At 40.2% G+C, this 15,674-nt stretch carries 16 protein-coding genes; 10 read left to right on the top strand and 6 right to left on the bottom strand.

The window, feature by feature from the left end; translation table 11 throughout:
- The first annotated feature begins 105 nt into the window (after positions 1-105).
- From SLP02_RS04065 to SLP02_RS04095, 7 genes are all read left to right on the top strand, one after another.
- Positions 106-1,275 carry a zinc-dependent alcohol dehydrogenase gene (locus SLP02_RS04065; RefSeq protein ID WP_319419372.1) on the top strand — a complete coding sequence of 390 codons (1,170 nt, stop codon included), beginning with the start codon at positions 106-108 and terminating at the stop codon, positions 1,273-1,275.
- 149 nt (positions 1,276-1,424) lie between these two features.
- Positions 1,425-1,751, top strand: a complete 327-nt coding sequence (locus tag SLP02_RS04070) for a hypothetical protein (protein WP_319419373.1) — start codon at positions 1,425-1,427, stop codon at positions 1,749-1,751.
- A 304-nt stretch (positions 1,752-2,055) separates the two neighbouring features.
- On the top strand, positions 2,056-2,907 hold the full coding sequence (locus SLP02_RS04075) for a manganese catalase family protein (RefSeq protein ID WP_319419374.1): 852 nt from the start codon (positions 2,056-2,058) through the stop codon (positions 2,905-2,907).
- Between the two features lie 93 nt (positions 2,908-3,000).
- Positions 3,001-3,447, top strand: coding sequence for a DUF4383 domain-containing protein (locus SLP02_RS04080; RefSeq protein ID WP_319419375.1), 447 nt, complete (start codon positions 3,001-3,003; stop codon positions 3,445-3,447).
- Between the two features lie 266 nt (positions 3,448-3,713).
- Entirely contained in the window at positions 3,714-4,832 is a 1,119-nt protein-coding gene (locus SLP02_RS04085) for an acyl-CoA dehydrogenase family protein (protein WP_413467327.1), read from the top strand.
- Positions 4,833-4,925: 93 nt separating this feature from the next.
- Positions 4,926-5,753, top strand: coding sequence for a PIG-L deacetylase family protein (locus SLP02_RS04090; RefSeq protein ID WP_319419376.1), 828 nt, complete (start codon positions 4,926-4,928; stop codon positions 5,751-5,753).
- Positions 5,750-6,331, top strand: a complete 582-nt coding sequence (locus SLP02_RS04095) for a class I SAM-dependent DNA methyltransferase (protein ID WP_319419377.1) — start codon at positions 5,750-5,752, stop codon at positions 6,329-6,331. Before SLP02_RS04090 ends, SLP02_RS04095 begins: the two co-directional genes overlap by 4 nt.
- Here the strand turns inward: SLP02_RS04095 and SLP02_RS04100 are convergent.
- Positions 6,278-7,603, bottom strand: a complete 1,326-nt coding sequence (locus SLP02_RS04100; protein ID WP_319419378.1) for a glycosyltransferase — start codon at positions 7,601-7,603, stop codon at positions 6,278-6,280. The genes SLP02_RS04095 and SLP02_RS04100 overlap by 54 nt on opposite strands.
- Positions 7,604-8,171: 568 nt before the next feature.
- On the opposite strand from SLP02_RS04100, the gene SLP02_RS04105 reads away from it, so the two are divergent.
- Positions 8,172-8,663, top strand: coding sequence for a DUF2243 domain-containing protein (locus SLP02_RS04105; protein WP_319419379.1), 492 nt, complete (start codon positions 8,172-8,174; stop codon positions 8,661-8,663).
- A gap of 368 nt (positions 8,664-9,031) precedes the next feature.
- Here the strand turns inward: SLP02_RS04105 and SLP02_RS04110 are convergent, their stop codons facing one another.
- The 3 genes from SLP02_RS04110 to SLP02_RS04120 all read right to left on the bottom strand — a co-directional run bounded on the left by SLP02_RS04110 (position 9,032) and on the right by SLP02_RS04120 (position 10,652).
- Positions 9,032-9,301 carry a hypothetical protein gene (locus SLP02_RS04110; protein ID WP_319419380.1) on the bottom strand — a complete coding sequence of 90 codons (270 nt, stop codon included), beginning with the start codon at positions 9,299-9,301 and terminating at the stop codon, positions 9,032-9,034.
- Positions 9,302-9,425: 124 nt separating this feature from the next.
- On the bottom strand, positions 9,426-9,749 hold the full coding sequence (locus tag SLP02_RS04115) for a hypothetical protein (RefSeq protein ID WP_319419381.1): 324 nt from the start codon (positions 9,747-9,749) through the stop codon (positions 9,426-9,428).
- Between the two features lie 402 nt (positions 9,750-10,151).
- The gene (locus SLP02_RS04120) at positions 10,152-10,652 is read right to left on the bottom strand and encodes a methylmalonic aciduria and homocystinuria type D protein (RefSeq protein WP_319419382.1); all 501 of its coding nucleotides are present in this window, start codon (positions 10,650-10,652) and stop codon (positions 10,152-10,154) included.
- 77 nt (positions 10,653-10,729) lie between these two features.
- On the opposite strand from SLP02_RS04120, the gene thiO reads away from it, so the two are divergent.
- Together thiO and SLP02_RS04130 are read left to right on the top strand one after the other, a co-directional pair.
- On the top strand, positions 10,730-12,718 hold the full coding sequence (gene thiO / locus SLP02_RS04125; protein ID WP_319419383.1) for a glycine oxidase ThiO: 1,989 nt from the start codon (positions 10,730-10,732) through the stop codon (positions 12,716-12,718).
- 126 nt (positions 12,719-12,844) lie between these two features.
- Positions 12,845-13,816 (top strand): hypothetical protein, encoded by a 972-nt coding sequence (locus SLP02_RS04130; RefSeq protein ID WP_319419384.1) that lies wholly within the window; start codon positions 12,845-12,847, stop codon positions 13,814-13,816.
- 54 nt (positions 13,817-13,870) lie between these two features.
- Here SLP02_RS04130 and SLP02_RS04135 read toward each other — a convergent pair whose 3' ends face one another.
- Positions 13,871-15,193 (bottom strand): NAD(P)/FAD-dependent oxidoreductase, encoded by a 1,323-nt coding sequence (locus SLP02_RS04135; RefSeq protein WP_319423651.1) that lies wholly within the window; start codon positions 15,191-15,193, stop codon positions 13,871-13,873.
- The gene (locus SLP02_RS04140) at positions 15,130-15,510 is read right to left on the bottom strand and encodes a DoxX family protein (protein ID WP_319419385.1); all 381 of its coding nucleotides are present in this window, start codon (positions 15,508-15,510) and stop codon (positions 15,130-15,132) included. Before SLP02_RS04140 ends, SLP02_RS04135 begins: the two co-directional genes overlap by 64 nt.
- Positions 15,511-15,674: the final 164 nt, after the last annotated feature.

The following is a 15,674-nucleotide window of genomic DNA, read 5'->3' on the forward strand; positions in this document are numbered from 1 at the left end:
TCAGCTATTTCAGGCTATCTAATAACTAACCTTGTTATTGGACATCAACAATAAAGTCATCAATAGCACAGAACAAATCTCCACACCTTAAAAACAAAATTAATTATGAAAGCTGTATGTTGGCATAGTGCCCAAGATGTACGAGTTGAAACCGTACCAGATCCAAAAATTCTCAATCCTCGCGATGCCATTATCAAAGTGACTTCCACGGCGATCTGTGGTTCAGATTTGCACCTATACGAAGGTAATATCCCGACAATGGAGTCTGGAGACATCCTAGGTCACGAATTTATGGGGGAAATAGTTGAAACTGGCAAGGAAGTAAAGAATCTGCAAAAAGGCGATCGCGTTGTTGTTCCCTTTACCATTGCCTGTGGTGGCTGTTTCTTTTGTCAAAAAGATTTGTGGTCGCTGTGCGATAATTCTAACCCTAATAGTTGGATGGCAGAGAAATTCTATGGACATTCCCCATCAGGTATTTATGGTTATTCCCATCTGCTTGGAGGCTATGCAGGAGGACAAGCTGAATACGTCCGCATTCCCTATGCTGATGTTGGTCCTTTAAAAGTACCTGATGGTTTAGAAGACGATAAGGTTTTATTTCTCACTGATATTTTCCCCACAGGCTATATGGCTGCGGAAAATGCTGATATCGAACCAGGAGACACCGTAGCAGTTTGGGGTTGTGGTCCAGTAGGTCAGTTTGCCATTAAAAGTGCCTATATGCTGGGTGCAGAACGAGTAATTGCCATCGATCGCTTTCCCGAACGCTTACAGATGGCAAAAGAACAGGGGAATGCGGAAATAATCAACTATGAAGAAATCGATCCAGGTGAAGCATTAAAAGAAATGACTGGCGGTAGAGGACCAGATCGCTGTATTGATGCCGTTGGCATGGAGGCACATGGTACAGATGCGATGGCAGCCTACGATAAGGTCAAACAGGGAGTCAAGCTAGAAACAGGTAGACCTACAGCTTTAAGACAGGCTATAGTTGCTTGTCGCAAGGGGGGAACGGTTTCTATTCCTGGGGTTTATGGCGGTTTTGTCGATAAAGTACCGTTAGGCGCAATTGTCAATAAAGCATTGACCTTGCGATCGGGACAAACTCACGTCCATAAATATTTGCAACCTTTACTCGAACGTATTCAACAAGGAGAAATCGATCCTTCTTATGTCATTTCCCACCACATGAGTATTGACGATGCACCCAAAGGCTACAAAATGTTCCGCAATAAAGAAGACAACTGCACCAAAGTTGTTCTTAAACCTTAGAGGGAATGCGCGAGGGAAGCAGTTGAAAATATACTCCAAAAGATTGAAGGAATATCTAACTGTTAGCCGAGACATCAATTTAAGCGATTTGGCAAGCTAGGAGTAAGAACCAATAAATTTTCAAATTTATTTTAGAAAGGAGAATTGAAATGGGAATAGATGATATTTTCAAAGGTGTTAAACGCGATATAGAACAAAGGGTTAGTGGCGATCGCTATAATGATGACGAACGCCGTTACCGTGATGATGATGAACGCCGTTACCGCAATCGCGATGATGACCGAGAGTATCGTAGACGTGACGATGATGACGATGACGATAAAAGACGCAGCTACCGTGATGACGATGAACGGCGCAGCTACCGCAGACGCGATGACGATGACGATGATGAACGCCGTAATTATCGTGACCGTGATTATGAAGAACGTAGCTACCGCGATCGCGATGACGATGACGATGACGACGATGATGATTAAAAGCTTAAATAAATCTTTTTGAAGTAGTTTGGCGTTAGTTCTAATCGCTAACGCCTTTCTTACCTAAATTATTAATCTTTTACTGCTTGTTTCTTATCAGACTAGCCAAAGCAGTTAATTAATACTCCATCAAAAAAAATTTGCTAACCTTTCTAGTTTGATAAGAGCAGCACTATATAACGTCGAACATTTGTTCAATGATTATTGAAAAAAGTGTTCCTCTTATCAAACTTGGGAGGATAGGAGTCTGGACAACCACTATTTCCTACCCAAGATCAAGATTTTTCAATCTCAAAAGAATTATATGTTTTATCACAAAAAAAGGCTACAGTATTTCACCAAACCAGAAAAACCCGATCCGATTCTGGCAAAAAAAATGCAGGAATTAATCGGTGGTCCTTTCGGGGAAATGACTGTCATGATGCAGTATTTCTTCCAAGGCTGGAACTGTCGTGGCCCTGCTAAATATAAAGACATGATGCTCGATATTGCCACCGAAGAAATCGGACATATTGAGATGCTAGCAACTACCATGGCTTATCTATTAGATAATGCACCAGTAGAACAAAAAGAAGAAGCAGTCAAAGACCCCATTATGCAGGGTGTTATGGGCGGTATGAAAGCCGAAGATATCATCATGTCAAGCATGAATCCGCAACACGCTACCGTTACTGGTGGGGGCGCACTACCTGCCGATAGTACGGGTTATCCTTGGAATGGTCGCTATGTAATCGCTTCTGGCAATTTGATGGCTGATTTTTATTCTAATGTTCAGGCAGAAGCACAAGGACGCTTACAGGCAGTCAGAATCTATGAAATGGCAAAAGATCCTGGGGTTAAAGATACTCTAGCTTATATGATTGCCCGCGATACCATGCACCAAAATCAATGGTTAGCTGCAATTGAAGAATTAAAAGCTGATGGTTTAGAAGATTTACCTATTCCTAGTTCTTTCCCTCAAGAACAAGAAAAACAACACGCTTCCTATCAATTCTGGAACTTATCTGAAGGAACAGAGAGTAAAGAAGGCCGCTGGGCGAAAGGACCTGCCCCCGATGGGAAAGGAGAATTTGAATATCTGGAAAATCCTGAAGGCGAGTCGGAAATGCCCGATCCTCCAGCACCCGATCCAAGATTTCACAGTACAGGGAAGTAAATAAACCTTTGGGACGAAAACCATTCGTCCTAATCTCAACTTTCAAAATCAAACAAACAAATTAACCATCAACACAATAGAGGTAACAAAATTATGCAACGTAACTGTGCATTAGCTTTAGGTATCATTTTTCTATTATTAGGCATAGCTGGCTTTATTCCTGGCTTTACTACCTTGCCTGGAGAAAGTTTCAATTCTGGTGTTCCTTTGAATGCCGACACTATTTATGCCAAAGGATTTAGCTTGCTGTTTGGTGCCTTTCCCACCAATTTTATCCATAATCTCGTTCATCTTTCTGTTGGAATTTTAGGTATTGCTGCTGCTACCACTGGCAATGCCAAGCTTTATAACCGAGGTTTTGCAATTAGCTATGCTTTGATTTTTGCAATGGGTTTGATACCCTTCAGCAAAACTGTCTTTGGGATTATGCCCATTTTTGGTAATAACATTTGGTTTAATGGATTAAGCGGTGCGATCGCAGGTTACTATGGTTTCTTTGGTAAAGGCGAGACAACTTCGACAGACCGAATTAATGCTTAACAACTTATATCAGTCTTTAGTAATCTGTAATCAATTTACGGGCTGCTAAAGACTGTTTTATAACTTGCGCGATCGCTCTTCTTTGCTTTTGATTCTTTAGATAGAAGCACTAACATAGCTTTGATTGCGACAATATAATTGAATTTAATTATTAAAGGAGAAGGGACATTACTACCCAACTATTCTCTAAAGCAGCACCGAATCAGAATTTATCCTTAGAAGCGATTGCGAAGCTAGTCGAAGACATCGCGCTTGAAGCTAAAAAAATAGCAGATTTTGCAGCAATTAATGCAGATCTGCTAGATAAGCAAGGGGTTTTTCCCGTCGAAGAGTTTCAGCAGATTGCAGCAGCAGGTTTATTGACTGCCCCTTTAAGTCGTCCCTTGGATGGGCTGGGGTTGGGTTTTGAAACGGGTTATACGGAGGAGTTATTGATGCTTCTTCAAGAAATTGGACGTGGAAATTTAGTTATTGGGCGTATTTATGAAGGTCATGTTAATGCTCTGCAACTGATACAAACCTTTGGCACTTCTGAACAAATCGAGGCTTATGCTACCGATGCCAAAGAAAATAAGATATTTGGGGTATGGAATGCCGAAGCGGAAGATGGAGTAAAGATTATCCCTTTAAATAATGGCAGGTATCGATTAGAAGGTAGTAAAACTTTTTGTACGGGCTGCGGTTATGTAAAGCGTCCCTTTGTAAATGGTAAATTACCTGACGGTAGTTGGCAAATGTGCATCGTGCCAATGGATGAAGTCGAAACGGTAGTAGATCCTGACTGGTGGCAACCCGCAGGAATGCGGGCTACGGTAAGTTATAAAGTAGACTTTACGGGCGTAGAAGTAGAAGCAAAATCTTTGATTGGTAAACCTGGAGACTATTTTCGTCAGCCTTGGTTGAGTGGTGGTGTAATTCGCTTTGCTGCGGTACAGCTAGGTGGTGCAGAAGCTCTATTCAACGCTAGTCGTCGATATTTACAGAAACTCGATCGCTGTGGACATCCTCAACAGCAAGAACGTTTTGGTAAAATGGCGATCGCCATTGAAAGCGGTAAGCTTTGGCTTCAAGGTGCAGCGCAGCTAGTAGACAACTATGCCCCCGTTTTTGGCGGTTATCCTCAAGATAACCAAGAACAAGCCCTAAAACTAGTAGCTTATGCCAACATGGTGCGAACGGCGATTGAACAAATTTGCGTAGATACGATTCAACTAAGTCAACGCTCTATCGGTACTTTAGGATTGCTACCACCCGAACCAATGGAACGTCTAATTAGGGATCTAAGTTTGTATCTGCGTCAACCTGCTTTTGATGCAGCCCTTACTGATGTCGGAAAATATGTTCTTACCGAAACAGCATCTGCCAGTCAACTTTGGTCATTTTAGTAGCAATAGACAACAGTTTATGTAAGGGCGAATAGCTATTCGTCCCTGCGTATTGCCTGACTCTATTCAAACAAAAATTATTGCTTGCTGTATATGACTGCTACAAGAGATCGCTCTTTTTTTAATACTCCAGAGTCTATACCTCTATTGCTAATAGAGGATCTGGTAAATAAGAATTCTTCTATATTAATAGTCGCACCTCATCCCGATGATGAAACCTTGGGTTGCGGGGGCGCGATCGCTTTATTACGCCAATTAAATATAGTGGTAAAAGTATTAGTTGTTAGTGACGGAACAAAATCTCATCCTAATTCTAAAACCTATCCACCTCCAACACTGAAGAAATTACGAGAACAAGAAAGTTTGGCTGCTTTGGCTGTTTTAGGAGTTGCACCCGAAGCAGTTACTTTTTTAGGTATGCCTGATGGTGCAGTTCCGTCTGTAAATTTGAATAGCAATGAAATAGTAGAGATAGACAAGGGGATAGGGAGACAGGGGGACAAGGAGACAAAAGAAAGAGGACAGGAATATCAAGATGCAATTTCACTTTGTCATCAGTATTTAAAAAACACGACACCTTCAATTGTCTTGCTTCCTTGGCGTAGAGATCCTCACCCAGATCACCGCGCTAGTTGGCAATTGTTTACAGCAGCTATTAAGAATTTAATTAACCTTCCGCGTCTGATCGAGTATCCTATTTGGGATTGGGACACTAAACAAAGGCAAGATTTTTCTGAGTCTGTAGATGCTTGGCGATTAGATATTAGTAGTGTCTTAGAATTAAAACGACAGGCGATCGCTCAATATCGTTCCCAAATTAGCGATTTAATCGACGATGACCCCGAAGGTTTCCGTTTAACACCCGAAATGCTATTAAATTTTACTCAGCCTTGGGAAATATATTTAGAAGTTAAATTATGAATAAGCCTAAAAATTCTTTACCGCCGAGTTATTTTGAAGATATGTATCGAGAAAATCCCGATCCTTGGGATTTTGAAACTAGTGATTATGAAGCTCAAAAATATCAGACGACTATAGCAACCTTACCCCAGTCTCGTTACGCTAACGCTTTAGAAATAGGTGGTTCGATTGGAGTGCTAACGGCTTTGTTGGCTCAACGCTGCGACTCTTTGCTTTCGATTGATGTTTCGGAAATAGCTCAAAAAAAGGCGATCGCTCGTTGTCAAGATTTACCCCAGGTACGCTTTAAAATTGCTCAAGTGCCACAAGACTATCCTGATGAAATGTTCGATCTAACGTTGGTATCAGAAGTTGGCTATTACCTGAGTTGGGACGATCTCAAAAAAACTCAGCAATTGATTCTCAAGCATCTCCAGATAGGAGGACATCTTCTGCTGGTTCACTGGACGCTATTTGCCAAAGATTATCCCCTTACAGGCGATGAAGTTCACGATTCTTTTCTACAACTTACTGGTTTAAAACATTTAAACAGACTGCGGGAGGAGCGATATCGGCTCGATTTGTTCGAGCGAGTTTAGACTTGAATAATAATTAGTTTGTTTTCTTAAATGATGGCGATCAATGTAAGTTTGGTTAATTAAAGCCTGTAAATCCACAATTGCCTGTTGAATCGTGACTTTTTGTGCGTATTTACTGTATAAATCGGCATTTTGTTCTTGATATTGTCCAATCTGCTCGACAACCAATCCAAAACTAGGCGATAAGCCTATCGACATGGCTTGGCTACGCCAGATAATTTCTGTTAGTAAGTCTTTATTTATGCCCAGCTTTTGAGCCACAATTGCCATTTTAACTGCCGAAGTTTTACCCGTTAAAGTTGTGTGCCACAAATAACGTAGCTGACGACGTAGACGAAAACGGGCTTCGGTGGTCAAAGCCGACTCGACCCACAAACACTGTTGCTGTTGACCTATAGTCTTTAACTGAGACAATCGATCTGCTAGCCCAGCTTTTGCTCTTCCTAAATCTCTAGCACTAGTAACTACCCGCACTGTTGGACTGTGGCGAAAACAAGCATCTACACGCATCAAAGCATTGTAAAGAGCCAAATCTTCAGAGGAAGGTAAGGGGGGTAAACCGCCAACTTTAGCGTACATTCGCGCAGTTATGGCAAAACTTGCGCCGTAATGATGATGATGTCGGGGAAGCGGATCGAAATAGGGATCGAGAAAAGCTTCTAGCTGTGAGGTTAAATAGCCATAACGCAGGTAGCGTAAAAAATATAGTCTGGTAGTCTTGTCTAGTTTACTTCTTTCTCTACTGTTGGTAATAATGCGACCGCCAACAGCATCAGCCCCAGCCTTAATTTCCGCTAAAGTTGCAGCAATCCATGTAGAAGAAACTCGCGTATCTCCATCGGTAGAGGCAATTACGCCAAAGTCGCGCTCAATCGATTTTAATCGTCTGTATGCCTCATCCATCAAGAGCTTTCGCACCCAGCCAATGTGAGCGCGATCGCTTTCTATAGTCATTTCTACAATATGAAGTATCAAACTTGGGTAAGTTCGCGCAAAACGCCTAGCTACTTCTGCGGAATTATCAGTGCAGTTATTAGCCAAAACGATAATTTCGTAGCGGTTTTTGTCTAAAGGCTTACCTGTTAAATCTACTTGATTTGTCAAAGCCAAAAGCGTAGCTTCAATATTGTCCGCTTCATCCCGCACGGGAACGATTACGCAAACTTCACAGCTAATTAAAGGCGATCGACTGATTAATGGTTGTAAATCGGCATCATAGTCTGTTTGTCCTGCTATAGGCTGAAGCAGATTTACAGCAGCAATTTGTAGCATTAATTTTTTTTATTATGTAGTGAGGTAGTTACATTTTTGCTTACTTATATCTTGCTTTGCTTCTTCACAAAGATAGACTTATATCATTAATCAGAACTTTAATTTATCTCTAAAAAAGTAGATGTTTTTGGCGATCTTTTTAATTTTTAATGTTGATAGCAAACAAGTATTAATATCTCTCTAATGGCTGAATACTTTTTAGCTAGGATGTAGATAGTTTTATTGGTATTAACTACCACACAGTAATTATAGTTAATAAGTATGTAAATGTAGTATGTGTTTACATCTAGTCAATTGTTTTTTTCGCATCTTAAAAGCGGATTATAAAATTTTAACTCACGCGATCGCTATTTATCTTTAGCCAAACTTATAGCATTAAACAGCTATTAAAATCTTAATTTTTTATTATAAAATGCTTCATCTTGCTGGCTATAAAAATTGTTTTCCTGACTTGTATAAAAACAATTTGCTATCTTTAGAATTAAGGTAGAATAGCTTTTTCTGTATTAAATAAAAGCTCGAATTTTATTACCAAAAAATAGTCATTGCAACCTTAAAACACTTACTCATGTCAACAACTAATACTATTAACAACAATCGCCCTTTAATTATTGCTGGAATCCTACTCGGTTTAGGACAAGCTGGTTTTTTTGACGGGATCTTTTTTCACCAACTGCTACAGTGGCATCATATGTTTACCAATATTGAAAGTGGCAATACTGTTGCAGGTTTAGAATTAAATACTTTAGGCGATGGTTTATTTCATGTTTTTGACTGGATAATGACCCTGGCTGGCATAATAACCCTATGGCTAGCAGTTAAGCGCAATGACGTATTACTATCTACATCGGTTTTAATTGGTGCTTTTTGTATCGGTGCGGGTATGTTTAATGTAGTCGAAGGTATCCTCAGCCATCATATTTTTCAGATTCACCATGTCAAGCCAGGAGCGCATCAGCTTGCTTGGGATTTAAGCTTTATCGGTGCGGGTATTCTATCCATAGCAGTTGGCTGGTTTATTTTGAATCGCAATAAGCCATCTAATATAGTAAGTGATTGAAATTTATAACAACATTAAGCTGACAGCTATAGTAATTCCAATTAATTTCCGCAGGTTTATTTGTAGTGAAAGGCAGAGGGCAGAGGGCAGAGGGCAGAAGGCAGAAGGTTTACGCTTAACTGCTACAGCTTTCATTATCCATCTGGTGTCTATTTGAAATAACTATATCTAAAAAATAAATTAGATAATTATCTCGTGCAAAGCGGTGAGACCCCGCGTCGGCGAAAGACGCAAGACAAAGGGCTTGCCCGCATGTACGCTCACAAAGACAGAGGCAGAGAGATTAATAAATATAAATGTCCTGACCTATAAATTCGATTGCTGTACCTAAAGATTTAGCTTTCTAACGGTAGGTCTTTTGATGTTGCCTAAGATTTATTTGAGCCTATTTTAAACCAGTTAAATCGATTTTTTGGTTGATAAACAGTATTGCTTCTTTGCAAACGCCGTAAATAAAACTGAGTTGGTAATTGAACCACGTAAGTCATAAAACTGACAACATTAATTAGAGTTTGTCGCTTACTTTGATATTTCAGAAACAAAGGTAAAATATCTTGTTCTTGAAAGCCAAACTCATTTTTAATCGAAGCATGAAGCAAAGTTTCTTTGAAAATAATAGAGCGATCGCTTTTGAGCATGATAAATTCTCTAGTGTTGTCTGACTAATGATTACTAAGGCGATCGATTAGCCAGACAATTTTATTTAATAAAGCGCGTTGCACGGTTAACATAAATGCTATTAACTATGCAATGTCCAGATGATTAACTAGCTGCTGCTTGAGAATCAGTTTCGACATCAACATTGTCGGCTGATGGCTCACCTGAACCGTGGGTGTCCAGTTGTTCTTTGGCAGAAACATCCGAGGTACCGCCTTCTTTTGATTGTGATTTAGAGTTGCCAGAATCATCGGGTACAGTATTAACGTTTTCTGGTGACTTACCTGTCTCATTGGTGTTCAATACATCTTTGACATCAACCTGAGAACTACCACCTGTAGTACTAGTTTCACCACCACTACTAGATTCGCGAGAACCTGGTTGTGCTTTGGAACTGATGTCATCTTGCTGAGTGTTATTAGAAGTCATGATTAGTTTAATATTCTTGTTGTTTGATTTTTGAACGTTGCTGAATTGTAATGCTATGAAGCATTCTTTCTTAGTCTTTAAAGTTTTATAAAACAGTATTTCAAAAGGCTGCTCCAAACATAACTATTCATTTTAGGGATCTCTTATTAAGAGAGACTTAAACGAATAAACTATTTAAGAAATGCCACTTATATAGCGCGTCAAATTATTAAATAGTTATCAGGCTTATAAATAAAATTTATCAGCCAACAATGTTGATTTAATCTTTCTTTGGTCTGATAAAAAATCAAAGTAAAAGTCTATACTTTGGCTAGTTGCTGTTATGGATTTTATATATTGTCAAAATATATTCTGTAAATAAAAGATGCGATCGCAAAAACTTACCACAATGGCGATCGCGGTTTAGGCATTAATTATGGACTCTATTAAACTGTGAGGGGCAGAAGAAACTATCGTCGAAGGGTAAATACAATTACCCCAAAGCGGATGAACGATTAAAGAGCAATTTTTATAGCTAATTACGGGATAATTTAGTAGTGCTTTGACTACCGCATTGTCATCTAGCTTTAATGCCCCTGGACGAGTCAACAGAGGATAACCAGTACGAGGATCGAAAAGATCGCTTTTGTATCCTCGATCCTGTAAAGCAAAAATTAAATTGCAGCCAAAACGAATAAACTCCTGTCTTAAAATATCTTTTTCCTGAGCAACTTCTGGGCTAGATTCTTGGAGAGAAATAGACGATCGCTGTAAAAATAGAATTAAGTTGGCTGGGGAGAGATCCCAATCAGGTAAAAGCTGCTGATGATGAGCGATTATAAACTGATGAGGAACACAAATGTAAACCTGTACTTCTTTACCTGCTTGTTTTTGCCAAGTTTTAAGGTTGATTGGCGATCGCATACTTTTTTTTAGGGATATATTCCATACTAAAGTTAAGGGGGTTTCGCGGTAAAGTTATAGGGATGGGGGTTAAGGAGATGAAAACAACCAAAAATATTCTGATTATTGGCGGCGGCATAATAAGTCTATCGATCGCTATTGAGTTAAAACGTCAGGGAGCCAAAGTTACTGTAGTTAGCAAAGATTTTATGCAGGCAGCTTCTCATGCAGCAGCAGGAATGTTAGCACCAATGGCAGAAAAACTAACTTCTGCTGCCATGTTTGACTTATGCTCTAGATCCCGTTGGCTATATCCTGAGTGGACGCAAAAGTTGGAAGAGTTAACAGGAGTAGACACTGGCTATCTATCCTGTGGTATTCTTGCCCCTGTTTACGCTCAACCAGAATCAATCGCCGAAGACAACAGCGCAGTTTGGTTAGATAAACAGGCAATTCACCTCTATCAACCAGGATTGAGCGATCGCGTGATGGGCGGTTGGTGGTATCCTGAAGACGGTCAGGTAGATAATCGCTGTTTAATGCGATCGCTGTTGCAGGCTGCTCAAACTTTAGGAGTAGAGATTAAAGAAGGAGTTGCAGTCAAAGCAATACAGCAAAAGCAGGGCAGGGTAAACGGGGTTTTAACCGATATAGGACAGCTAGAAGCAGAGGAATACGTTCTGGCTGCGGGTTCATGGTCTAGTCAACTATTACCATTGCCAGTGCGTCCAGTTAAAGGACAAATGTTGTCTCTGAGGATGCCTCAAAAGCCACATCAGCCTTTTCCTCTCCAGCGAGTCTTATACGGGGAGGATATTTACCTTGTACCGAGACAAGACGGTAGACTGGTTATCGGTGCAACGGTAGAAGAAGTAGAATGGACTCCTTTTAATACTCCTTCTGGTATACAAAGTTTGTTAGATCGAGCTACTGAACTATATCCTGCGATCGCCGATTGGCAGATTGAAGAATTTTGGTGGGGTTTTCGTCCTGGTACTCCTGATGAATTGCCCATTTTGGGTCGTAGTGCCTGTGATAATCTATATTTGGCAACAGGACATTATCGCAATGGTATTTTGCTTGCTCCCGTCACCGCTTCTCTGCTTAGCGATTTAATTCTCGAACAAAAATCTGACCCTCTCTTGGCAGAATTTAGCTATCAACGTTTTTACAATTCAACCAGCATGACTTCTTTTAGCAACTTAAGCAATAGTCCTCAAAAATCTTTTCAGATAGCATCACCTCAAGCTCCCTTGCCTCCTGCTTCTGCTTTACCCAATCAAACAATTGTTGAAGATCTAAACCAGCTAACTATCGCTGGACGAACCTTCAATTCTCGTTTAATGACTGGTACAGGCAAATATTCTAGCATCGAAGCGATGCAGCAAAGCGTAGCTGCTAGCGGTTGTCAAATAGTTACCGTAGCGGTGAGAAGAGTCCAAACCAAAGCTCCAGGACATGAAGGTTTAGCTGAAGCTTTAGACTGGGATAAAATCTGGATGCTACCTAATACCGCAGGCTGTAAAACTGCGGAAGAAGCCGTGCGAGTTGCTCGGCTTGGTAGAGAGATGGCGAAATTACTAGGACAAGAAGACAATAATTTTATTAAGTTAGAGGTCATTCCCGATGCTAAATACCTGTTACCCGATCCTATCGGTACTCTAGAAGCAGCAGAACAGTTAGTTAAAGAAGGCTTTGCTGTTTTACCCTATATCAATGCCGATCCGCTTTTAGCCAAACGTTTAGAAGAAGTTGGCTGTGCCACAGTTATGCCTCTAGGTTCACCAATTGGTTCAGGACAAGGAATTAATAACGCAGCTAATATCGCTATTATCATCGAAGAAGCCAGTGTTCCAGTGGTGGTCGATGCGGGTATAGGCACACCTAGCGAAGCTGCCCTAGCAATGGAAATGGGTGCAGATGCTTTGCTAGTTAATAGTGCGATCGCCCTAGCACAAAACCCCGCAGCCATGGGACGAGCAATGGGTTTGGCAGCAGAAGCAGGAAGGCTAGCTTATCTATCAGGTAGAATTCCTGTCAAGCAATATGCTACTGCTAGTTCTCCTTTGACTGGCACAATTAGCTAGTTATAAAAAACAACTTAATTTTTAAGAATACTGACACTAATTTGACACGAAGCCGACATGAGTGCTGCTTATATTGTGATCGTTAAATCAAAGAAAACAATTTTTACCTAAATAGGAGAAAGATTGATGACTAAGCAATATCAAGCATCAGGTGTTTTTGCCAATCGTAGAGAAACCGAAACAGCATTGAGAGAACTAATCAAAAAACATAGTTTTTCAGCAGACCAAATATCCGTTGTCGCCCAAAATCGAGAACAATCTGATATCAATGATTTGGATTATCAAAGAACAGAATATGCTAATGAAGCTCCAGTAGGTGCTGCCACAACTGGTAGTTTAACTGGCGGTACTTTAGGCGGATTAACTGGATTACTTGTTGGTCTGGGTACTATTGCTATTCCTGGAATTGGACCAATAATGTTAGCAGGAGCAACTGCTACCGCGATCGCCACTACTATCGCTGGCGGGGCAATTGGTGCAGCTACAGGGACTTTAGTAGGTGGATTAGTTGGCTTGGGTATTCCCCAGTCAAAAGTCAAAACCCATCGTGCCAAAGTAGCCGAGGGCGATTATCTAATTATCCTCGAAGGTACGCTAGATGAAATTCAATTGGCAGAAGAAATCCTAAGCCAGCACAGTATAGATGAGTGGGAAGTTTATGATGCTTTTGAAACCGAGGCAATTAAACCAAATGAAGATCATTACCTGCACATCATGGGAACTTTTCCTCATCTGAGTGAAGCCAAAACTGCTCTGATTGAACTAATTGATATAGGTTATCCTTTAAATCAAGTAACTCTATTTATCAGTGATGACGATCGCCATGACTGGTTTCCTAATTTAAAAGTTGGCGATAGTCTCGATCGCATCTTTGCTCTATTACCAGAAGATAGAAAACTATATTTCCAAGATAGTTTCGCTCTCGGTCAATACATCGTGATGGTTACAGGGAATGAATCAGAAATGCATCGTGCCGAAACTGTTTTAAGACTTAGAGGAATGCAGGGATTCTATACTTACGCTCCTCACAATCAAGAAATCTATACAAATAGTATTCTCTCTACTGCATCCCGTCCATTGGTCGAAATTAGCAATTAGGCTTGGCAAGAGCGATCGCCGTATTTAATTAAATCAAAGGTAATTTTATCGAACTCACATTTTGTCTGGAGAATTTGTCGCCGTAAAAACTTGTTGTACAGAGCGATCGCGCCAGATATAATCTTTTAACCAAGCACCCAAAAGTTTAACGCGGTTTGACAATCCTGGTAAATAGTAAACATGGATGCCCAACCACAAAAGCCAAGCCAAAAAACCGCTCAAGGGAATCTTGCCCAGTAGATAGATTACTCCTGCATTACGAGCAATAATAGCTGCTCTGCCCTTATTAAAGTAGTTAAATGCTGTTGGGGCTTTCCCTCTTAGCTGTAGCTTGATATTTTTGGCGATCGCTCCTCCTAACTGTAAAGCTTCTGGGGCAACTCCAATTAAGGGTTTACCGTTTTGTTCGACATAAGCTGCATCTCCCGCAACATAAACATGAGGATATTTTGGTAGCTGTAGTGTAGTTAAAACTTCAATCTTATTTTTACTAGCTGTAGCCACAGCTTCTTTTGGTTCGGGAAAATTGGCTTCTACTCCTGCTGTCCAGATGATAGTAGAAGTAGCAATCCTGGTGTTATCTTCTAGAACTACCTCTGTCGGGGAAACTGCCTTAACTCGGTTATTAAAATGTACCTTCACACCGCGATCGCGTAATTGACGCAAGGTATATTTAGATAGACTTTGTGGATAGGTACTAAGTAAACTCGACCCTGACTGTAATAGAATCACTTTGGCTTGGCGCAAGTCTAATTGAGGATAATCTTTAATTAAACAATCGTGGATTAATTCCTGCAACGCTCCCGCCATCTCTACCCCAGTCGGGCCGCCGCCAACGATTATAAAAGTCAGCTTTTGAGCCATATCTTCACCGCTTTGTTTTACAGCCTGCTCAAAACAGTAAATAATATGGTTGCGTAAAGTTACAGCATTTTCCAAGGTTCTCAAAGGAAAAGTGTGCTGCGGTGCGCCAGACACTTGCAAAAAGTTAGCTTGGCTTCCTGTAGCAATAACCAAATAATCGTAGGTTATCGAACAACCGTCTGTAATTAACGTCTTGCTTTCTAAGTCAATTTGTTTAACCTCTGCCATCAAAAAATCAACGTTACTAAAATTTCGTAACGCTTTACGCAGAGGGTAAGCGATTAATTCTGGTTCAATAAAACCTGTAGCTACCTGATAGAGAAGAGGAATAAAAGTATGATAATTATGGCGATCGATTAATAGTATTTCTGCTTTAGCATCTGCTAAATGTCTGACGGCTCTTAAACCCGCAAAACCTGCTCCAACAACTACAACTTTTGGAATAGCGGTTATCTCTTTTTTTTTCCATCGATACTCAATGCACCAGAACCAGCATAAATAAGCATCAATAATCCACCAATTAAACCAATATTCTTGAGAAAGTCATTGATCTGACTCGGATCGGCAATAGGGTTATGAAATACCAAAGAAGCAGGAATCAGAAAAATAATTAATAAAATTGAACCAATCTCGATTTTATAACCGATTAATAAAGAAACTGCTCCCAAAAGCTGAAAAAACACTGTTCCTGCTGCCAATACACTAGCCAGAGGTAATCCTTGACTACTTATAGTCTTGATCAACCCGCTAAAACCCGTAATGTGGCTGATGCCTGCCTTAAAAAAAATCAAACAAAGACAAATACGGGCAGCTAATGCTATATATTCCATAAAAATAATTATTTGCTTATTCGATATTAGTTATTACTATTTCCCAATTATAGAGAATCCTTTGACTGCGTTGAGAACTAAACCTCATCTACAGCGCGATCGCGCTCTGATTACGTAAATTCTTCAACGCTAAAGATGCTTTAGTTAGAATATTATTTAAGCTA

It is taken from the genome of Pleurocapsa sp. FMAR1, from assembly GCF_963665995.1.
In the GTDB taxonomy this organism is placed as follows: Bacteria; Cyanobacteriota; Cyanobacteriia; order Cyanobacteriales; family Xenococcaceae; genus Waterburya.